22 protein-coding genes are annotated in these 21431 nt (G+C 52.1%); 14 read left to right on the forward strand and 8 right to left on the reverse strand.

The genetic code is table 11. The features are described 5' to 3' along the window. Positions 1–596 precede the first annotated feature (596 nt). Positions 597–1136, forward strand: coding sequence for a gamma carbonic anhydrase family protein (locus tag BZG77_RS12275; protein WP_077647446.1), 540 nt, complete (start codon positions 597–599; stop codon positions 1134–1136). Here the strand turns inward: BZG77_RS12275 and BZG77_RS12280 are convergent. From BZG77_RS12280 to hemF, 3 genes are read right to left on the reverse strand one after another with little or no spacing between them, the layout of a single operon-like run. Further along, on the reverse strand, positions 1133–1393 hold the full coding sequence (locus BZG77_RS12280) for a DUF1488 family protein (protein WP_077647447.1): 261 nt from the start codon (positions 1391–1393) through the stop codon (positions 1133–1135). The genes BZG77_RS12275 and BZG77_RS12280 overlap by 4 nt on opposite strands. Continuing rightward, positions 1390–2214, reverse strand: coding sequence for a shikimate dehydrogenase (gene aroE / locus BZG77_RS12285; RefSeq protein WP_077647448.1), 825 nt, complete (start codon positions 2212–2214; stop codon positions 1390–1392). The genes BZG77_RS12280 and aroE overlap by 4 nt, the downstream gene beginning before the upstream one ends. Before the next feature lie 3 nt (positions 2215–2217). Next, a complete protein-coding gene (hemF, locus tag BZG77_RS12290; protein WP_077647449.1) occupies positions 2218–3135 on the reverse strand; it encodes an oxygen-dependent coproporphyrinogen oxidase in 918 nt (305 codons plus the stop codon). 178 nt (positions 3136–3313) lie between these two features. Here hemF and purE point away from each other — a divergent pair, with 178 nt between their 5' ends. Together purE and BZG77_RS12300 are read left to right on the forward strand one after the other, a co-directional pair. Next, positions 3314–3796, forward strand: a complete 483-nt coding sequence (purE, locus tag BZG77_RS12295) for a 5-(carboxyamino)imidazole ribonucleotide mutase (RefSeq protein ID WP_077647450.1) — start codon at positions 3314–3316, stop codon at positions 3794–3796. 4 nt (positions 3797–3800) lie between these two features. Continuing rightward, positions 3801–4949 (forward strand): 5-(carboxyamino)imidazole ribonucleotide synthase, encoded by a 1149-nt coding sequence (locus BZG77_RS12300; protein ID WP_077647451.1) that lies wholly within the window; start codon positions 3801–3803, stop codon positions 4947–4949. Here BZG77_RS12300 and BZG77_RS12305 read toward each other — a convergent pair. Genes BZG77_RS12305 through BZG77_RS12320 form a run of 4 tightly spaced genes read right to left on the reverse strand, consistent with a single transcriptional unit; the run spans position 4946 to position 8161 of the window. Then, complete coding sequence (locus BZG77_RS12305; protein ID WP_077647452.1) at positions 4946–5503, reverse strand: DNA topoisomerase family protein; 558 nt, start codon at positions 5501–5503, stop codon at positions 4946–4948. The two genes, BZG77_RS12300 and BZG77_RS12305, sit on opposite strands and share 4 nt — an antisense overlap. Before the next feature lie 27 nt (positions 5504–5530). After that, a complete protein-coding gene (locus BZG77_RS12310) occupies positions 5531–6004 on the reverse strand; it encodes a DUF494 family protein (protein WP_021022722.1) in 474 nt (157 codons plus the stop codon). Between the two features lie 2 nt (positions 6005–6006). Next, positions 6007–7116, reverse strand: coding sequence for a DNA-processing protein DprA (gene dprA / locus BZG77_RS12315; protein ID WP_077647453.1), 1110 nt, complete (start codon positions 7114–7116; stop codon positions 6007–6009). Next, positions 7106–8161, reverse strand: a complete 1056-nt coding sequence (locus tag BZG77_RS12320; RefSeq protein ID WP_077647454.1) for a LysM peptidoglycan-binding domain-containing protein — start codon at positions 8159–8161, stop codon at positions 7106–7108. The genes dprA and BZG77_RS12320 overlap by 11 nt, the downstream gene beginning before the upstream one ends. 117 nt (positions 8162–8278) lie before the next feature. Here BZG77_RS12320 and def point away from each other — a divergent pair, with 117 nt between their 5' ends. The 9 genes from def (at position 8279) to BZG77_RS12365 (ending at position 17518) form a co-directional block, all read left to right on the forward strand. Further along, positions 8279–8791, forward strand: coding sequence for a peptide deformylase (def, locus tag BZG77_RS12325; RefSeq protein ID WP_077647455.1), 513 nt, complete (start codon positions 8279–8281; stop codon positions 8789–8791). A gap of 7 nt (positions 8792–8798) precedes the next feature. After that, positions 8799–9746, forward strand: coding sequence for a methionyl-tRNA formyltransferase (gene fmt / locus BZG77_RS12330; protein WP_021022726.1), 948 nt, complete (start codon positions 8799–8801; stop codon positions 9744–9746). A 108-nt stretch (positions 9747–9854) separates the two neighbouring features. Next, positions 9855–11141: a 16S rRNA (cytosine(967)-C(5))-methyltransferase RsmB gene (gene rsmB, locus BZG77_RS12335; RefSeq protein ID WP_077647467.1), complete on the forward strand. Its 1287-nt coding sequence runs from the start codon at positions 9855–9857 to the stop codon at positions 11139–11141. A 22-nt stretch (positions 11142–11163) separates the two neighbouring features. After that, positions 11164–12540 (forward strand): Trk system potassium transporter TrkA, encoded by a 1377-nt coding sequence (gene trkA, locus BZG77_RS12340; protein ID WP_077647456.1) that lies wholly within the window; start codon positions 11164–11166, stop codon positions 12538–12540. A gap of 141 nt (positions 12541–12681) precedes the next feature. Next, positions 12682–13713, forward strand: a complete 1032-nt coding sequence (locus BZG77_RS12345) for a GGDEF domain-containing protein (protein ID WP_077647457.1) — start codon at positions 12682–12684, stop codon at positions 13711–13713. 94 nt (positions 13714–13807) lie between these two features. Next, complete coding sequence (locus BZG77_RS12350) at positions 13808–14083, forward strand: YihD family protein (protein ID WP_077576863.1); 276 nt, start codon at positions 13808–13810, stop codon at positions 14081–14083. Positions 14084–14261: 178 nt separating this feature from the next. Continuing rightward, entirely contained in the window at positions 14262–15689 is a 1428-nt protein-coding gene (gene ccoG / locus BZG77_RS12355; RefSeq protein WP_077647458.1) for a cytochrome c oxidase accessory protein CcoG, read from the forward strand. Positions 15690–15794: 105 nt separating this feature from the next. Then, positions 15795–16775 carry a serine/threonine protein kinase gene (locus BZG77_RS12360; protein ID WP_077647459.1) on the forward strand — a complete coding sequence of 327 codons (981 nt, stop codon included), beginning with the start codon at positions 15795–15797 and terminating at the stop codon, positions 16773–16775. Positions 16776–16807: 32 nt separating this feature from the next. Continuing rightward, positions 16808–17518, forward strand: a complete 711-nt coding sequence (locus BZG77_RS12365) for a thiol:disulfide interchange protein DsbA/DsbL (RefSeq protein ID WP_077647460.1) — start codon at positions 16808–16810, stop codon at positions 17516–17518. Here the strand turns inward: BZG77_RS12365 and BZG77_RS12370 are convergent, their stop codons facing one another. Further along, a complete protein-coding gene (locus tag BZG77_RS12370) occupies positions 17519–19042 on the reverse strand; it encodes a YifB family Mg chelatase-like AAA ATPase (RefSeq protein ID WP_077647461.1) in 1524 nt (507 codons plus the stop codon). A 488-nt stretch (positions 19043–19530) separates the two neighbouring features. On the opposite strand from BZG77_RS12370, the gene ilvG reads away from it, so the two are divergent. Then, entirely contained in the window at positions 19531–21174 is a 1644-nt protein-coding gene (ilvG, locus tag BZG77_RS12375) for an acetolactate synthase 2 catalytic subunit (RefSeq protein ID WP_077647462.1), read from the forward strand. Next, complete coding sequence (gene ilvM / locus BZG77_RS12380; RefSeq protein WP_077647463.1) at positions 21174–21431, forward strand: acetolactate synthase 2 small subunit; 258 nt, start codon at positions 21174–21176, stop codon at positions 21429–21431. The genes ilvG and ilvM overlap by 1 nt, the downstream gene beginning before the upstream one ends.

Raw genomic sequence — 21431 nt, forward strand, 5'->3', positions numbered from 1 at the left:
CTCTCTTGCGAGACAAACGAATTGACTGTGCTCTTGTTGGCATCCACTTTTAAAAAAGTGAAATCAAAACAGCTCAAGGCTGTACCAACATGAATTGGTCACTCAGTTCATCGAATAAATCTTTTTGTCTATTCTCAACGAGTGCCCACACAGATTGCATAGGTCAAATTGTTAAAGAGCGTTGACTGTGCGAAGCTGCGCTTCGCTTGGTCAGGGCTGCGTATCTTACGTGCCTTGCCGTTAAAGTCAAGAAGAAATTTTATCTTTTATTTTCAACCCTCAGGGCCGGAAATAAAATCTCTTTTTGACTTCCCTAACGCTTGGCGTTAAGTGGACGGCTATCTTAATCTTTTAAAAACTCACGTCAAGCGTTTATTTTTATTTGATTTTTCACTTCAACATGACGCTGAGCGCTTGCCCTGTGTGCCGTGTTGATGGAGGCGCATTATAGGGAAGCTGATCAGATTGGCAACCTCTTTTTAGTGGTTTTTTAGAAAAAAACTGTCACTCGCTGTTTTTTTGCTCGCTAGAGTGTAAAACTGGTAACAAAGTCAGCGTTATCTGACATTGTATAGCGATATAAAGAGGGATTTGTGATGGCAAAACAGCTGCGCGCTTATAAAGGCATGACGCCTCAGCTTGGCGAACGCGTCTATATTGATGAATCCAGTGTATTGGCTGGCGATATTACGCTAGGCGATGATGTGAGTATTTGGCCGCTGGTTGCAGCACGTGGTGACGTAAACCATATCCAGATTGGCGCACGGACCAATGTGCAAGATGGCTCAGTCCTTCATGTCACCCACAAAAATGCCGAAAACCCACAAGGTTACCCGTTGATCATTGGCGAAGAGGTTACAATCGGCCACAAGGTCATGTTACACGGCTGCCGGATTGGCAACCGAGTCCTAGTGGGAATGGGGACGATTATTCTTGATGACGCTGTGATTGAAGATGAAGTGCTGATTGGCGCTGGCAGTTTAGTCCCGCCCGGAAAACGCTTAGAGAGCGGCTACCTGTATGTTGGCTCACCGGTCAAACAGGTCCGCCCCCTCACTGACAAAGAGCGTGCTTATTTTGCCCGCTCAGCGCAAAACTATGTCGACACCAAAGACATCTACCGCGGCGAAAGCTAGATCACCAAGCTGCCATCGGGTTCAAACGCTTCTGATTCGATGGCCGCTTCCATTTGCTCTTCAATATCAAACCAGACCTGTTCGACAATCGTCTGCGCATTATCCGAGTCTACCACGCAGCCGGCAAGCGCAGATAAGGTGGTAAAGCGGACAGCGCATGGTAACAATGCACCATTAAGCTGGCCGTAAAAACAAACACGGGCCTTTGCCGTATCGACTTGCGCTTGCTCCGCAGCCAGGATGAGGGATTGATTCATTGATTGAGTGCCTCTCTTAACTGCTCACGCACACGTTCGGTTTGTGGCCGACAGCCACGCCATATAGCAAAGCTTTCCGCCGCTTGTTCCACCAGCATGCCCAAACCGTCTAAACACCGCCCTGCTCCTTGGCCTTGCGCCCATTGATTGCTGGTTGTGCTGCCAGCTTGATACACCATGTCATAGACAGTGGTCGCTGGGCCAATCGCTCCTTGCGGGAGAGGGGGATAGCTTTGATGTAAGCTCGCCGAGGTCGCATTAATGATCACATCAACAGGCGCCGCCACAGGTTTATCCACGGCATGACTGGCGATTGGTCCGGCCTCACCAAATGCAGCGGCTAATTGCTGGGCTTTTTGCTCGGTGCGATTGACAATCATCAGCGATGCTGGCGCTTGCTCCAGTAAAGGAAGCAACACACCCCGTGCGGCACCGCCCGCTCCCACGACTATAATGCGCTTATCGCGCAGTGCCACATGGTGGTGATGTAAGTCAGTCACCAAACCGGCGCCATCGGTGTTATCACCCAATAAGGTGCCATCGCTTTGCTTAACCAGTGTATTCACGGCACCGGCGCGGCGGGCACGCTCTGTCAGTGTATCAGCCCAATCATACGCTTGCTGTTTAAAAGGCACGGTCACATTAGCGCCGCGCCCTCCTTGGGCAAAAAACGTCTGCATGGTGGTCACAAAGCCTTCGAGCGGCGCTTCAATGGCTTGATAGTCGATGTCTTGTTGGGTTTGTGTCGCAAATGCGGCGTGGATCTGCGGCGACTTACTGTGGCCAATCGGATGGCCGACCACACAATAACGATCGGTCATCCGTTACCACTCCCTCGGTTTAAGGTAGTCGCGATAGAGTCTCGCTTCCGGCGCATCGTCATCAGGTGACCAATTATATTCCCAACGTGCCATCGGCGGCATCGACATCAGGATAGATTCGGTGCGACCACCACTTTGCAAGCCAAATAGCGTGCCTCTGTCATACACCAAGTTAAACTCAACATAGCGTCCGCGACGATAAAGCTGAAAATCGCGCTCACGCTCACCATAGGGCGTAGCTTTGCGACGCTGTACTATCGGCAGATAGGCATCGATAAAGCCTTTTCCAACCGCTTGGGTGTAGGCAAAGCACTGTTCGAATGGCCATTGGTTCAAATCATCAAAGAAAAGCCCGCCGACGCCACGGGTTTCATCACGATGGGGCAGATAAAAATAGCGATCGCACCATGCTTTGTGATCAGCGTACACGCTATCACCGAAGGGCGCGCACAAAGCTTTGGCGGTCTCATGCCAGTGCTGGCAGTCTTCCTCGAACGGATAGAAAGGCGTGAGGTCAAAGCCGCCGCCAAACCACCACACAGGATCAGCGCCTTCTTTTTCAGCAATGAAAAAACGCACGTTCGCGTGTGAGGTCGGCACGTATGGGTTATGAGGATGGATCACTAACGACACCCCCATAGCCTCAAAACAGCGACCGGCAAGCTCTGGTCGGTGCGCGGTCGCCGAAGCAGGCATTTGATCGCCAAATACATGCGAGAAGTTCACTCCCGCTTGCTCAAATACGTGGCCCTGACGTAGGACGCGACTGCGGCCACCGCCCCCTTTCTCACGCTCCCACGCATCTTCAATAAAATGTGCTTGACCATCTTGTTGCGCAAGCTGTTGGCAAATATCATCTTGAAGCTGGAGGAAAAAAGCCTTCACGGCTTGCTTATCAATTGTCGACTGACCGTGTGCCACGCTCACATCCTTTGTTACTGAGACTATGTGCTTACTTTACCTGATCCACGCAGTGGGATCTTGACGGAATTTCATCCCTCACCGCTGACGCAAACGTTTTCCTTGCGATGAAATCTGGGTATAATTCACGCCACGCTCAGCTTAACTTATTCACGCTTGTCATCAAGAAGGACGTATTATGACTGTCGGTATCATCATGGGCTCGCAATCCGATTGGCCTACCATGACACATGCAGCGGCTATGTTGGATCACTTTGCTATCCCTTACGAAACCCGTATTGTCTCCGCCCATCGCACGCCACAGTTACTTGCCGACTATGCCCAGCAAGCGGCTGAGCGCGGGATAAAAGTGATTATTGCCGGCGCCGGGGGGGCCGCCCATCTACCCGGGATGACTGCCGCACACACCAGCCTGCCGGTACTCGGCGTACCGGTCCAGTCAAAAGCGTTAAAGGGCATGGATTCATTGCTTTCGATTGCTCAAATGCCAAAAGGCGTGGCGGTGGGCACGCTCGCTATTGGTGAGGCAGGCGCCGCGAATGCAGGCCTCCTTGCGGCACAAATTCTCGCCACGGCCGACCCTGATTTGATGGCAAAAGTGGATGCGTTTCGCCAAACGCAAACTGAAGCCGTTCTCGCTCACCCCAACCCACAAGGGTAAGGCCATGAATATTCTGGTGTTAGGCGCAGGACAACTGGCCCGGATGATGGCATTAGCCGGCGCGCCGCTCAATCTTATCGTCAGTGCTTATGATGTGCGCAGCGGCGACATTATCCATCCTTTAACCCAGCAGCCACTCGGTCAAGGGCTCGATACCGCGATAGCCGGCGCGGATATTATCACCGCGGAATTTGAACATATTCCAGCCAACATTTTGCATCAATGCGAGCAAAGCGGGAAGTTACGCCCCAGTGCGCAGGCAATTTTAACCGGTGGCGACCGTCAAATAGAGAAAGCCTTATTGATGCAAGCTGAGGTGGCTAACGCGCCATACCGTGTGGTGTATACACAGGCGGATTTGGAAAAGGCCGTCGATGCACTGGGCGCGCCCTTGGTGTTGAAAAGCACGCTCGATGGTTATGACGGCAAAGGGCAATGGCGCTATCGTGATGGTGATGATCTCAGCGCATTATGGGCCGAATTGGACGCCTTTCTTGCCGCGCCCGAGCAGCGCGATGGCCAAGCGATCATTGCTGAGGCCATGATCCCTTTTGAGCGTGAAGTGTCACTAATTGGTGTACGTGGTGCCAATGGCGAATTTGCCAGCTACAGCCTAACCCAAAACCATCACCACAACGGCGTACTGACTTTGTCGGTGGCACGGCCTGACGAACAGGATTTGCAGTTACAAGCGGCTGAAATGATGAAAAAGATTGCCGACACACTCAATTATGTGGGTGTGCTCGCGGTCGAATTTTTTGATATTGACGGTCGCTTGCTGGTGAATGAAATCGCACCTCGAGTCCATAACTCGGGCCACTGGACCCAGCAAGGTAGCGCCTGTTGTCAGTTTGAAAACCACTTGCGTGCGGTCAGCGGCTTACCGCGTGGCGCTACCCGTTTGGTTCAGCCCACTGCGATGATCAATATTTTGGGTCAAGGTAGTGTCCCGCTTGCGACCTATCGCGACGCCCATGTGCATTGGTACAACAAAACGCCTCTCCCGGGGCGCAAAGTGGGCCATATCAATGTCACGGCCACCTCGAACGCCGAGCTTGCCACCACGTTAGCGAGCCTCGCCAGCTACCTGCCCGACGACACCTTTCACGGTTTACAGTCCGCCGCGTTAGCACTGGCCGCACAAGCCGATTAATCCTCACTCTCCGACTCTGCAGCCGATTCATCTTGAATCGCGCTGCAGGGCTTATCGGCACATTGATGCACGGTTTTTCCACCTTTTTTACGCTCGACCAAGAGTGCAAAACCACATGCCTCGCAGGTACCGGCTATCGGTTGTGCATTCACGGCAAAATGGCACTTAGGGTACTGATCACAGGCAAAAAAGCGTTTCCCGTAGCGCGAGGTGCGCTCCACTAGCTCGCCTTTGGTACACGCGGGGCAATTCAATGCAGTGTGATCCGGCTCGTCCGGTTTTTCAATGTGGGTGCATTGCGGGAACTGATCACAGCCAATAAACATGCCGAATCGACCTTGACGCAACACCAATTCCCCCTGCTGACACGCCGGACAGGCCACGCCAAGCGCTTTCACCACATGGCCATCACCATGGTGTAATGCTTTGGTATAGTGGCAGTCTGGATAGGCCGTACAGGCCAGAAACGGGCCTCGTTTGCCCGATTTAAACGCAAGAGCGCTGCCACATTCCGGGCAGCGCTCCTGGGTCTTCGGGGTGTTATCTGTATTCATTCACACCTTTACTGTTATTGATAAGCGTTAATGCACGTACCCCTCTTGTGCGTCGTACAGCATGTCTTCCATTTGCGTATACGCGCGCTCATTACCTGGCACGTTAAACAGCACCATTAGGATCACCCATTTTAGATCATCCAAACCAAACTCTTGCGTTTCTAACTCCATCACCCGATCGATCACCATCTCACGCGTTTCTGGTGACAGCACTCCAGCTTGTTCTAAAAACAATAAAAAACCTCGGCTTTCTTGATCGAGAAAACGGGTTTCTTGCTCGGTGAATACACGAATCGAGCTCTGTGCACTGCCTGTTAGATAGGGCTGTTTATCCGCGTTTTGTAACTGAGCTAATTTTTCCAGCCAGTTTAGGGCCTTATAAATATCATCTTGATGAAAACCCGCACGGGACAATTCATCCGCTAACTCGTCCTGATCGATAATGACCTCGACATCACTGTGGATGTAGGTTTCAAACAGGTACATAAGAATGTCCATCATGGCTAGCCCCTCCTCGTTCTGACATAGCCACCGGGTACTGCTGCTACAAGCCCCTGGAGTTCTAAGTCTAACAACTGCATCATGATTTCGTGAACCGGTTGGTTGCAGCGCTCAGCTAGTACGTCGACACACGTCGCGTTAGTCCCTACGTTAGCCAACAGCGTGGGAAATGGCAATCCTTGATCGGCATCTAACTTGGGCGCATCACTAAATAATTCGCTTTGTTGGCTCACTGCAAACTGAACCAAACTGTCTACTTCACTTAAAATATCATCCACACTGTCCGTCAAGGTTGCGCCCTGCTTGATCAATTGATGGCATCCACGCGCTTGGACCTGATCGATTGGGCCTGGGATCGCAAACACCCCTCGATTTTGCTCAAGTGCGTAGCGCGCGGTAATCAATGAGCCACTTTGCGGTGCAGCCTCCACCACTAATACGCCCGCTGATAAGCCACTGATCAGACGGTTACGACGAGGAAAGTGTTCCGCCCGTGGCGGCGCATCTGGCCAGAACTCGGACACCAACGCCCCTTGCGTAATAATTTGGCTGGCTAAGTCACGGTGACGTGCAGGATAAATACGCCCTAGCCCGCTGCCGAGCACCGCCAATGTTTGTCCATTGCCGTCTAAGGCACCTTTATGCGCCCGCCCATCAATGCCCAAGGCTAAACCGCTGGTAATGGTCAACCCGTAGTCGGCCAACTGTTTGGCAAACTGATAAGCCGTCGTCAATCCAGATTGGGTGGCATGACGACTGCCAACCATGGCGAGCTGGGGCTTGGCTAAGGCGCTGGGATCACCTTGAACATAGAGAATGAGAGGCGCGCTGGCGATTTCTTTTAGCAAAGAGGGATAAGCGGGATGATCAAAACACAATAAGTGGCAATCGGGCGCCTCGGCCCAGCGCAAGCTCGCATTGATTAACGCCTGATTTGGGCTGCATATCGCCTGGCATTGATCCTCACTTAATCCAATCGCGGCCAACGCCTGCTGAGATTGCTGATGGATAGCCTCGACCGGCCATGTCGATAAGAGTTTTCGACGTTGCCTGGCCCGTAGCCGTGGCACTTGAGCCAAGGTTAACCACGCGTATAACGTCTCATCTTTCATGACTGATCCGAGCGCTTGAAGGTGGAATCGCCTGCATACCCGCTTTAATCGGCTGAGTGGCTTGCTGTACGACAGCCAAACTCATCCATGGATAGGAACGGATAACCATCAGCTCACCGATTTTGACGTTCGGTAATACAGTGACCTCAGGTGGGGTTTTATCGGCTTGTGCTTGATACTGGTACTCACCTGGCTGATTCACGACCTGTTTTCCAGACTGAGTAACTTCAAATACTTGCCCGGCCGAAACCTGCGCCTTTGCCCCTTTATCCAGAACGACTAACTGCCCTTGAGCCACGTATTCACTGCCGTAAAGGTGACCCAATAAGGTCGCTTTGGTTTTCGCTGGATAAGGCCAGAATGGCGCCTGATCACGGTCGGGGGCCGGCAATAGGACGTCATTGGGTCGTATCTCTTGATTGACCTGAGTCAGTGTCATCACGCTATAGTTCGACGCCACGTCGGTGATTGAACCATTGGCCACGTGCGTCAAGCTAACCATTTGTGGGCGATTATCAACCGTCTGATCTGCGCGTTGATGCGAAAAGGTGTGCGCGACCCGATATACCTGCCAATCGATCGCGTGTAATGCGGCATCGATATACACAGTGTCTGCCGCCGATAAAAGGCGACGCCCCTCAGGCGAGCCCAACACCCTGGGTAACGCAACTAATCGTGCTTTCTCAACCAAGGTATCTTGTGCTAGGTGGGGTAAGAGTAAAGGCCCAACACTGGGCACAGGCGATACCGGTTCGTCTGCGGCTATCGTGTGAGAGGCTTGGTACGTTAGATGCGGTTTCCCTTGTTGCCACTTAAGTGTCAACGTATCGCCCGGGTAGATAAGGTGTGGATCCTTTATACTTGGGTTGTCGTACCATACCTTTGGCCAATGCCAAGGGTCAGAAAAAAAGGTGGCGGCAATATCCCAAAGCGTATCGCCACGCTCAACGATATAACGTGTTTCACTCTTTTGTGCCGCCACACTGAACGGGAGTAGCGCTGTCAATAGGACTGCCATAGCAAGCCTACACAGTTTCTTTGTCATCGTCGTCTTCCTTGTCAGACAGAACGCGCTGATGCTGTCAATTGGCTGGCAAAATGTCTAGAATTAACCCAATTATCCCGTGCCGCATTCGGCACAGTTCAATTTTTGCGAGACGTTATGGCTTTACTGAACGTATTAACATTTCCAGATGAGCGCCTTCGCACCGTTGCGAAACCGGTGGATACCGTTACCCCTGAGATCCAGAAAATGGCCGATGACATGATTGAAACCATGTACGACCAAGACGGTATCGGTCTTGCCGCTACTCAGGTTGATTTCCACCAACGCATGGTCGTGATCGATATATCAGAAATGCGTGACGAGCCTATGGTGCTGATCAACCCTGAAATTATCGACAAGCGCGGTGAAGACGGTATTGAAGAAGGGTGTCTCTCTGTGCCGAGCTCACGTGCCTTAGTGCCTCGAGCAGCCGAAGTGACGGTCAAAGCACTTGATCGTGACGGCAAGCCATTTCAGTTCGATGCCGACGACTTACTGGCGATTTGTATTCAACACGAGCTTGACCACTTAGAAGGCAAGCTATTCGTTGATTATCTATCACCATTGAAGCGCCAACGCATCAAGCAAAAAATGGAAAAACTCAAACGCGCTAACCAAAAAGCAAGCTGAGGTCACTTTGAGCAAACCGCTGCGTATAGTATTTGCGGGCACGCCGGACTTTGCCGCGCGCCATTTACAAGCCTTGCTCGACAGTGAGCATGAGGTCATTGCGGTCTATAGCCGCGAAGATAAACCAGCAGGACGGGGCAAAAAGCTCACGGCGAGCCCAGTTAAACAACTGGCGATTGAACATGCACTCCCGGTATACCAGCCTCGCACGTTGCGTGACGAAACGGCACAGGCCGAGTTAGCCGCGCTCGATGCCGACGTTCTGGTGGTGGTCGCCTATGGACTTATTTTGCCGAAAGCCGTGTTAACGATCCCAAGATTGGGCTGCGTTAATGTGCATGGCTCAATTTTGCCACGTTGGCGGGGGGCCGCACCGATTGAGCGAGCGGTCTGGGCAGGCGACAACGAAACCGGCGTCACCATCATGCAGATGGATGAAGGGCTCGATACCGGTGACATGTTAAAAATCGCCACCTTACCGATTGATGACAAAGAAACCAGTGGCAGTCTGTATGAGCGCTTGGCTGAGCTGGGTCCACAGGCACTGATTGATTGCCTCAATGATATGGCCAACGGCATTATATTGGCTGAACCGCAAAATGACGCCAAAGCCAATTACGCCGAAAAGCTAACCAAGCAAGAAGCTCATATCGATTGGCATCAAGACGCGGCGTTTATCGAACGCTGTGTACGCGCATTCAATCCTCGCCCGGTGAGTTTTTTCACCTTAGGCGAGCAAAATATCAAAGTGTGGGGCGCGAACGCACTCGATATTGATGTTGATGCTGCGCCGGGGACCGTCATTAACACTGATAAACACGGTATTCAAATTGCGACCGGCAAAGGTGTTCTTCAGCTGACACACCTGCAGCCACCGGGCAAGAAAGCCATGCAGGCTCACGAGCTGCTCAATGCGCGTCGCGAGTGGTTTGAAACCGGCACCCAATTAGTATAAAGGGTGCGTTTTGTAGCAACATCGTTTAAGGCCAGTACGCTGGCCTTTTTTAATGTAACAGGCGACGCTATCGTCTGATGCCATTTTGGCCTTTTAATGGGTAAACATATGAATGTAAGAGCCGCGGCTGCCCGCGTTCTATATCAAGTGGTCGATCAAGGCCAATCCCTCTCGCAGCAGCTGCCACTGGCGCAGCAGCACATCGCACCACGGGATGCGGCGTTACTGCAAGAGATCTGCTACGGCACCTTACGTTGGTTGCCGCGTTTAGAGCATATCGTGCAAGCTTTGATGGACAAACCATTAAAAGGTAAGCAACGTGTGTTTCATCACCTGTTACTCGTTGGCCTCTATCAACTCGGCTATATGCGTATTCCGGCCCATGCCGCGGTGGCGGAAACGGTCAACGCGACCAAAACACTCAAGCGTCCGCAGTTACGTGGCCTTATCAATGCGATATTGCGTCACTATCAACGCGATCAAGCCTCGCTCGATGATGCCAGTCAAGCCGAGTCCGCCGGGCAACACTGCCATCCCAGCTGGTTATTAACGCGTCTTCAACAGGCCTACCCAAACCAGTGGCAAGAGATTATCGCGGCGAACCATCAAAAAGCCCCCATGTGGTTGCGCGTAAACCGCCAGCATCATACTCAGGCAAGTTACCTTGCTGAACTGCAAGCGGCGGGTATCGCTGGTTCTCCGCACACCCAAGCTTTGGACGCTATCAAGCTCGACGCACCGTGCGACGTAACACGTTTGCCAGGCTTTACCCAAGGTTGGGTATCGGTACAAGATGCCGCCGCACAACTCGCTGTCGACTACCTCCAGCCCGATTCAGCAGAGCACATTCTCGACTGCTGTGCCGCCCCCGGTGGCAAAACCTGTCATATTCTTGAACATCAGCCTGATGCGATCGTCACTGCCATTGATGCCGATGAAAATCGCTTGTCGCGGATCAAAGAGAACCTATCGCGCTTAGGGCTTAATGCTGAGGTGAAACACGCCGATGCTCGCTTGCCGAGCGCTTGGCACACGGGCCCAGCATTTGATCGCATTTTGCTGGATGCGCCCTGCTCGGCCACAGGTGTGATCCGTCGCCATCCGGACATTAAATGGCTAAGACGCGATAGCGATATTCAAGCCTTGGTCACGTTACAAGCGGAGATTTTAGACGCAATGTGGCAGCAATTGGCGCCAGGCGGTACGCTGGTCTACGCGACCTGCTCGGTATTACCGGATGAAAACGCGACACAAATTCGCGCCTTTTTAACTCGCGAGCCAACAGCAATATTGCGCACCGGCACCCACGACCAGCCAGGACGGCAAATTCTCCCCGGAGAACACGACATGGACGGCTTCTATTACGCATGCCTAAAAAAGCCAATCGGCAAGTAACAAGGCAGGGAGTAACAACAACATGAAAATCATTATCTTGGGTGCAGGCCAAGTCGGCGGTACCTTGGCAGAAAATCTGGTCGGAGAAAACAATGACATCACCATTGTTGACCGCGCCCCAGAACGGCTTCGCGAACTGCAAGATAAATACGACTTACGTGTTGTACACGGGTTTGCCAGCCATCCGTCGACCTTGCAAGAGGCTGGCGCGCAAGATGCGGATATGCTGGTTGCCGTAACCAACTCCGATGAAACAAACATGATCGCTTGTCAGGTCGCTTTTACCCGCTTTAACACACCCAATCGTGTTGCTCGGATCCGAAGTCCTGAATATCTCGCGGTAAAAGAGCAATTGTTTAACAGTGACGCCTGTCCGGTTGACCACCTTATCGCCCCAGAGGAGCTGGTGACGCATTATATTCGTCGCTTAATTGAATACCCAGGCGCGTTACAAGTGGTCAGCTTTGCCGACAAAAAAGTGGGCCTGGTGGCCGTTAAGGCCTATTATGGCGGGCCTTTGGTCGGCAAAGCGCTCTCAGCACTGCGCGAGCACATGCCGCATGTCGATACCCGTGTTGCCGCTATCTTTCGGCGTGACCGCCCGATTCGCCCCCAAGGCACGACCATTATCGAAGCCGATGATGAAGTCTTTTTCGTCGCCGCCAGCAACCATATCCGCTCAGTGATGAGTGAACTGCAGCGCCTCGAAAATCCTTACAAACGCATCATGATTGTGGGTGGGGGGAATATTGGTGCTGGCCTAGCCATGTCACTTGAGCGCCAGTACAGCGTGAAGTTAATTGAGCGCAATCCAGCTCGTGCTGAACACCTGGCTGAGCTATTAGAAGAAACCACCGTTTTTTGTGGCGATGCGTCTGACCAGGAATTACTCAGCGAAGAGCACATTGAGCAGATTGATGTCTTTATCGCGGTCACCAACGAAGATGAAGCCAATATTATGTCGGCAATGCTCGCTAAACGCCTAGGGGCAAAAAAAGTCATGGTGCTGATTCAACGCGGTGCTTATGTCGACTTGGTTCAAGGTGGGGTGATTGATATTGCCATCTCCCCCCAACAAGCGACGATTTCGGCGTTGCTCACCCATGTACGCCGCGCCGATATTGTCAATGTGTCGTCATTACGACGCGGCGCCGCTGAAGCAATTGAAGCGATTGCGCACGGTGATGCGTCAACGTCCAAAGTGGTTGGCCGGGCAATTGGCGATATAAAGTTACCACCGGGCACGACCATAGGTGCGGTTGTACGAGGTGATGAAGTATTGATTGCCCATGATAAAACCGTGATCCAGCAAGATGATCATGTGGTGCTATTCTTGGTGAATAAAAAATACATTCCGGATGTTGAGCGCCTATTCCAACCCAGCCCGTTCTTTCTTTAACACCCGTTCTTTCGCTAACACAAGCCTGCAGACATCCATGTCTGCAGGCTCACGCTTTTTACCTCAGTGCTGCCACTCCTGTCACTTTGGGTATACACTGAACAAAGTGCCTATCTATGTTGCTTAGCAGAAAGGACCGCCATGTCAGACGGTCAATTTCAGCAATCGACCGTATTTCTCAAAAAAGCGGTCCCTTTGATGATGAAATATAAGGTGCCCACGACACCGACCAACTACGCGCTATGGTACACCTACGTCGCCAATACCGATCCCAAGCTCACCGCTGACGTCGATACCACCGTCCATGAGCATGGCACGTGCAGTCCTCTTCAAAGCGACATCTTGTATCAAAAGCACATGGCGGATAAACACAGCCAGAACATTGGCAGCCTTAAGCAAAGCCTTGAGTCAATGATGACGGAGTTGAGTCATTCGATGTCTGACACGCTTCAGGACACAGACGCGTTTCACTCGGTACTCGACAAAACATTCGAACAGCTGTCTCGCGTTGAAAACGAAGGGTTGTCCATTGATGAAACCATCGCCGTTGTCCGTAATGTAGTGAAAGACTCGCAAGCTCTGACGCAATCGACCCGCTACTTTAAACACCAACTAAGTGATGCCCAGCAAGAAATTGCCCAACTAAAACAAAACCTCGCAGAGATGACCGAGCAAGCCACCCATGATGGCTTAACCGGCCTGCTCAATCGGGCCGCCTTTGAACGCGAGCTCAATGCGTACACCGAAAACGCACAAACCTGGCCGTTTGCTTTAGTCCTCGTCGACCTCGATCACTTTAAACAACTTAACGATACATACGGTCACGTGCTCGGCGATATCGCTTTGAAGCAGGTCGCCAAGCGATTACTCGACTACTGCCGAGAAGGCGTGCAAGCGTTCCGCTACGGCGGCGAAGAGTTTGCGCTACTGTTACCTAAAAGACGCCTCAACAGCGCAAAACGGACCGCTGAAACGCTACGTGCCGCTATCGATAGAATGGTGATAAAAGACCGGCGTCGTGGCCAAACATTGGATCATATTACCGTGTCCATGGGCGTCGCAGAGTACGACGAGCATGCTCGCGAATCTGGCGCCGATCTCATTTACCGTGCTGATCAACAACTCTACAACGCCAAAAACCTCGGGCGTAATCGTGTGATGCCGATAAATTAACTCTCGCCTGAAAGGAATTTGATCTTGGCTAAGTATTCACCGCTCGCCGTCGGGCAAAATGGTATTTTTTACGTGCCACATTAAGGATACCACCATGCACTGCCATCGTATCAACGAGTTGCTCGATCTACTGAACCAATCTTGGCAACAAACGCCCGATCACTCGCTCATGACCATGCTCAATCTGATTGCCCAAGAGGCCGGTCATCGCGATGACTTAACAACGCTATCGGACGACACCTTGATCTATCAACTCAAAATGCGACTAGAAGATAGCAACGCGCCTATTCCTGGCCTTGCAAAAGACAATGAAGACGACTTTAAAGCCGCTATTTTACGGGCGAGAGGCATTACCCCAACAAAAGAGTGAGTCAGAGGCCCTCGCTAATCGTCTGTTRTAGCTGGAATTCGTTCAGTTTGTAGCTGTATCGCAAACTATGACTCTGGTAGCGTATTCACGGCGTTTGCTGCGCTACAATCACAGGCACAATGATAATTAGGGCCTGGCAATGCACCATGGACCCGCTATCCCAAGGAAAGCCAATGTCATGAGCGATAAAAAAATTAACGTCAAAGACGTGACTGCAAAAGAATACAATCCCAAAACCCATAAAGGTAACGGCGATCGCTTTAATCCGAGTAATCGCATTTATGTGCGCGCGGTGAAAGGCTATTACCAGCGAATGCGCCGTTACATGGGCTGGTTCTTTATGCTGCTGTTTCTGCTAACGCCATGGATCCCGTATCAAGGCCGACAAGCCATTTTGCTGGATATAGGTAACCAAAAGTTTAATTTTTTCGGCACCACGTTGTGGCCACAAGACCTGACCTTGTTGGCCGCACTTTTGATGCTCGCCGCCTTCGGCCTCTTTTTTATTACCACTTTTCTTGGCCGGGTGTGGTGTGGCTATTTGTGCCCGCAAACAGTATGGACCTTTCTCTTTATCTGGTTTGAAGAAAAGCTGGAGGGGGCGGCCAACAAACGCCGAAAACAAGACTCGCTCAAACTTACGCCGGCATTGGCCGCGCGAAAAGCTGCGAAGCATGCGGCTTGGTGGCTCATATCTCTGGTCACGGGCGCCACGTTTGTCGGTTACTTTGTCCCCGTGCAATCGCTCGCGGTCGATTTAGTCACGTTCGATACTAGCTTTTGGGTCGGCTTTTGGGTGATCTTTTTTGCTGCCTGCACCTACGGGAATGCGGGCTGGATGCGATCGATCATGTGTATTCACATGTGCCCCTACGCGCGCTTTCAGTCCGCAATGTTTGATAAAGACACCTTTATCGTTGGCTATGATGCCAAACGCGGCGAAAAACGCGGGCCTCGCCCACGTAAGAAAGATCCCAAAACATTAGGATTAGGCGACTGTATTGACTGCAACCTATGTGTGCAAGTGTGTCCGACAGGTATCGATATTCGTGATGGTTTGCAGTATGAATGCATCAACTGTGGTGCCTGTGTCGATGCGTGTGATGAAACCATGGATCGCATGGGCTACGCGCGCGGCCTAATCAGCTACACCACCGAGCACAAGCTCGAAGGCAAGAAAACCGCGGTCATGCGACCAAAACTGGTGGGTTATGGGGCGGTCATGATTATTGTGACTGCAATGTTTATTTATCTGGCGATGTCGGTCATGCCGATGGCGCTGGATGTGATACGCGACCGTAATCAACTGTATCGCATTAACAACCAAGGACTGGTTGAAAATACCTACACCTTAAAAATCTTAAATAAAACGCAGACAGACGACGTATATCAGCTGTCGGTTAAAGGCTTGGATGAGGTGACATGGCACGGGCCACAAACCGTTAATGTACAAGCGGGTGAGGTTTTCTCACTGCCGATTAGTCTGGCAGTCGATACGTACGAGATGGAGCAACGCATTGCCGACATCACCTTTGTGATGGAGCGTGAATCAGGCGACAAACAAAAAAGGGTAACGGCAGAAAGCCGCTTTATCACGGATCTGTAATCGGCCAATTCACCACAACAACCATTCACGATAAATAAACAGGGCGCAGGCAGCGCCCTTTTTATTTGTTACTATAACGTTTCTTTTGTCATTCTCAGGTGGCGTATGACCGAGATAGGCTTTGACTTTCATGCTCTTACTCCCGACGTTCAATTAAATGCGATTGAATCGATCGGTATTTTTCCTCAATCCGGCCTACTCGCACTGAACAGCTATGAAAATCGGGTGGCCCAGTTTGTCGCCGATGATGGCCAGCGCTATGTGGTCAAGTTCTATCGGCCCGCTCGCTGGTCCGATGCGCAAATTCATGAAGAACATGCTTTCTGCCGCGAGCTAGCTGACGCAGATATTCCCGTCGTTGCGCCGATTCAACGAAAGGGAACCAGTCTTTTTTACGCATCAGGCTTTCGCTTTGCCTTATTCCCCAGTGTGGGCGGTCGCGGCTTTGAAGTGGACAATTGGGATCAGCTCGAAGCGGTCGGCCGTTATCTGGGTCGTATCCACCAAATGGGCGCCGCTAAGCCTTTTCAAACTCGCGCTAAATTTGATCTCGACAGCCACCTTTATCAGCCACGCCGCGAGCTAGGAGAAGCCAGCTTGATCCCAGCAAGCCTGCAAGCGACATTCTTCTCTGATCTCGACCGATTAATCGATGCCATCGCGGCGCGATGGCACACGGAGTGGCCCGCGATTCGGCTCCATGGCGATTGTCATCCCAGCAATATTTTGTGGCGAGACGGTCCACTATTTGTCGATTTTGATGACACCCGTAACGGTCCCGCGATGCAAGATTTATGGCTATTTTTAAACGGCAGTCGCGCCGATCAGCTCGCGCAACTCGACACCTTGGCGGAGGGTTATCGTGAATTTCGCGAATTCCCCGCCGACCAATTGCAACTGATCGAGCCATTACGAGGTCTGAGAATGGTGCATTACATGGCCTGGTTGGCAAAACGCTGGCAAGACCCGGCGTTTCCTCGTGCATTTCCTTGGTTTGCTGATGCAAAATACTGGGAAGGTCAGGTGCTCGCTTTTAAAGAACAGCTTGCCGCCCTTGAAGCACCACCGCTTACACTGTATCCGTAAGCGCTCAATCGATAACGGAGAGTCATTCAATCATGTTTAAAAAACTGTTGCCTTTGCTACTGGTCGTAGGCCTAACCGCGTGCTCTGAGCCTGAGAGCGTGACGCAGACATCACCAGACACCACCCCAACAACCGAAACCACGCAAACGGAGTCGGCAGAGCCTGCAACACCGATTGAGGTAGCGGATGCTAAACCAGGCCGCTTTAAAGCTGGTGAGGATTACCAAGTGCTAGAGACGCCGGCAACTGATTCCCCAACAGTGACCGAGTTTTTCTCTTTCTATTGCCCACATTGTTATCAGTTTGAACCACTGGTCCAGCAGCTCAAACAACAAGTGCCTGATAATGCGAAAGTGGTAAAACACCATGTGTCTTTTATGGGCGGCGAGATGGGCAGTGTGGTAACACGCGCCTACGCAGCAGCGGTTGTGCTCGATGCACAAAAAACCATTATTCCGGTGATGTTTGATCGCATTCATGCGGCACAAAACCCACCGAAATCACTAGCGGAGGTTCGCCAAATGTTTGTCGATAACGGCATTGATGGCAAAGAATTTGACAGCGCTTACAACAGCTTTGCCGCGAACTCCATGGCCAAGCGTTTCGACCAATCGTTCGAAAAAGCGGGCTTGCGCGGTGTGCCTGCGGTGATCGTCAACGGCAAATATCACGTGACACCCAAAACAGTAGAAACTCCGGAAGAATACTTCCAGTTGATCAACTTTTTACTGACCCAAAAGTAATTAGCTGACTTGGGCGTTGAGATGGCGCAATAAGCCATCCATCGCCCGATATCCCAGCGCTTCCGCTAAATGAGGGCGTGAGATCTGAGCGTCGCCGCCAAGATCGGCAATGGTACGTGCTACCTTGATAATGCGGTGATAGGCCCGAACGGACAACCCCAATCGATGTAAAGCCTGCTCTAAAAACGCCGCATCAGCCTGAGCGAGCTGACAATGCAGCTCCATTTCTTGATTACTCAACAACGCATTCACCTTTCCTTGGCGTGCCAGCATACGCTCACGCGCAGCCGCTACCCGCGCTTTTACCGTCGATGTTGACTCACCGCGTTCTCCGCCACTAGAAAGACAGCCTCGTGGCAGTGCGGGAATATCAATGGACATATCAAATCGGTCTAACAGTGGGCCAGATAAACGCGCTAAATAACGCAGAATTTGTTGTGGGTTAGACCGGGCCAATTCACCTTCATGATGACCGGTTGGACTCGGGTTTAATGCACCGATAAGTTGGAAGCGAGCCGGAAACCGGGTTTTACCATTGGCGCGCGAAATCACAATTTCGCCAGACTCAAGCGGCTCGCGCAACGCATCGAGTACGCGACGCTCAAACTCCGGCATTTCATCAAGAAACAATACCCCATGGTGAGACAGCGAAATCTCACCAGGGCGCGGTACGCTGCCGCCTCCGACCAAGGCTGCCATGGAGCTGGAATGGTGGGGGCTACGGAAAGGGCGCTGACGCCAATTTCCCTCATGCAAAGGTTGTTGAGTCAAAGAGGTGACGGCGGCTGAGGCTAACGCTTCATCATCATTCATCGGTGGCAGCAAGTCACATAAACGCGACGCAAGCATGGTTTTCCCAGTGCCGGGAGGACCCACAAAAAGTAAGTTATGAGAGCCACTGGCGGCAATTTCTAACGCCCGCTTACCTTGTTGCTGACCGATAATGTCGCGTAAGCATCGCGTCACCGCTGGCGTGTCATTCACGGCAGGGACAGCGTTTAAACATAAACTTTGCTGGCCGGCTAGGTGTTGGCTCACGGCAATCAGGTCGGGCGCTGACACATGCCGCGCATTGTCTACCAGCGCCACCTGATTGGCATTATCATCCGGGACCACCAGGGCTCGCTGCGCTTTTTGACTGGCGAGCGCCGCCGGCAATGCGCCTTTAACCGGCCGTAATTGCCCCGACAACGCCAGTTCACCTAAAAACTCAAACGCGTTTAAACGCTTTTCTGGCAACTGTCCCGACGCCACCAAGATCCCAAGCGCAATGGGTAAATCAAATCGTCCCCCTTCTTTAGGTAAGTCGGCTGGGGCCAGGTTGACGGTGATCCGGCGCGAGGGGAACTCAAAATTAGAAGTCACAATCGCACTTCGTACCCGATCACGGGCTTCTTTGACCGTCGTTTCCGGTAAGCCCACCAGCGCAAACCCCGGTAAACCATTGGATATATGTACTTCTACGGTCACACTCGGCGCTTCTACACCGACACAGGCTCGACTGTGAACTATCGCCAATGCCATATTTTCCCACTCCGCTTACTGTCATCGCTATGAAACCCAGCTCTTATACTGCCGCGCTAATCTGTGATTGAGAGTAATTTTTTCTTGTCATGCGAGTGAGGTCTGTGATACCACTACAAATGCACAACAATTAAACACGAGACTCGGCGATAGATCGGCTCCGTGACTGACCTGCAACAAGCAGGCATAAACAAAAACATAATTAACAAAACGCTCATAAAATGGGCCCAATAAAAGATAAGACAGACAAATGTTAAATTTCGCTATCGTTCTCATTATTCGCCTCATCGTGGTCATTATTCCGCGAGGGGTGTAGGTACGCGAAAGACAGCAGCAACATCGCAACCAAGCCCCCGCAACCCAAAGGTTCGGGGGCTTTTTTCATTCATGTGGCGATGCCACGCGACAACGGAAGCAATCATGATGGAGCGCGCAGAGACAGGTTATTCGCAACCCTGCTCTCCCCGCTTAGACGGGGAGGGGCGACGATGACCGGTGCACAATGGGTGGTAAAAGCGTTACAACAACAAGGGGTGGATACCGTTTTTGGTTATCCTGGGGGCGCCATCATGCCCGTTTACGATGCCCTTTTTGACGGTGGGGTGGAACATATCCTCTGTCGCCACGAGCAAGGCGCCGCCATGGCTGCGATCGGGTATGCCCGAGCCAGTGGCCGTCCTGGGGTATGCATTGCGACATCAGGCCCTGGCGCCACCAATCTCGTGACCGGGCTTGCCGATGCGATGATGGACTCAGTCCCTATTGTGGCCATCACCGGCCAGGTTGCTAGCCCTCTTATCGGTACCGATGCTTTTCAAGAAATCGATGTGCTGGGCTTATCGCTTGCCTGCACCAAACACAGTTTTTTAGTGACCGATCCCGCTGAGCTCACCCCCACACTCGCACAAGCATTTGAAGTGGCACAATCAGGTCGACCGGGCCCCGTGCTCGTCGATATCGCCAAAGACGTACAGCAAGGCTTGATCCCTGAGACTACAGTCCAGATCACCACGCCACATATCGCGCCACTCAACAAGACAGATATCGACCAGGCGAATGCGCTTATCCGAGCCAGTCAGCGCCCTATGGTCTATCTCGGCGGCGGTGTGGTGTTAGGCAAAGCCACTCAAGCAGTGCGCGATTATTTAGCGCGCAGTGAACTGCCTGTGGTCAGTACCTTAAAAGGCTTAGGCACCGTCGCACCGCACTATCCGTATTACCTAGGCATGTTGGGCATGCATGGCACCAAAGCCGCTAACTTGGCGGTGCAAGCGTCCGATTTGCTGATTGTCATCGGCGCGCGCTTTGATGACAGAGTGACCGGCAAGCTCGATACCTTTGCCCCCCACGCCAATGTGGTGCACCTTGATATCGATGCAGCGGAAATCAACAAACTGCGCCGCGCACAAGCCCCAGTTTGCGCCCCGCTCAATCAGGTGCTTCCTCATTTGGCCTGTCCGGATACCTCACCAGCATGGCGTGAGCAAATCACCACCTGGCAAACGACGCACTCGTGGCGTTATGACCACCCAGGTGACGCTATCTATGCGCCGGCACTGCTGAATAACCTTTCGCAGCGTATGCCAACCAGTACGGTGGTCGCGACCGATGTCGGCCAACACCAGATGTGGGTCGCGCAACATGTTCTCCCATCACGGCCAGAGAATCTATTAACCTCAGCAGGGCTAGGCACTATGGGCTTTGGTTTACCGGCTGCAATGGGCGCCAAAGTCGCTCGCCCCAATGATGAGGTGGTGTTAGTGACCGGAGATGGCTCGTTTATGATGAATATTCAAGAGCTGGGCACACTCAAACGCCGAGGGATCGCCGTTAAAATCATCCTGCTTGATAACCAGCGTTTAGGCATGGTTCGTCAATGGCAGCAGCTGTTTTTCGATCAACGCTACAGCGAGACCGATCTGTCTGACAATCCGGATTTTCTCACCCTCGCGCGCGCGTTTGATATTCCTGGACACAGTATCCAGTGCAAAGACGAGGTCGAGGATGCCCTCAACACCTTGATGACACATCAGGGCCCGTATTTGCTGCATGTTGCCATCGACGAAATGGAAAATGTATGGCCACTGGTACCGCCCGGGGCAGCCAACCAACAAATGATGGAGCAAAGCTGATGACACAACACCAATTTTCAATTCATGCCACCCACAGCCCTGAGTTGTTGGAGCGCGTGTTGCGCGTGATCCGTCATCGTGGCTTTACCGTCTGCCAGTTTACGATGTCAATGCCTTCGGACTCGGGACAGGTAATTTTTGATGTCACCGTCGAAAGCCAACGCGCGATCGAGACCTTGCGGCCACAACTGACTAAGCTATGGGACGTGTCAGAGGTCATGATGGCCTCTTCGACCACACAGTCCCTACGCGCATAA

Source organism: Salinivibrio sp. IB643 (genome assembly GCF_001996105.1).
In the GTDB taxonomy this organism is placed as follows: Bacteria; Pseudomonadota; Gammaproteobacteria; order Enterobacterales; family Vibrionaceae; genus Salinivibrio; species Salinivibrio costicola.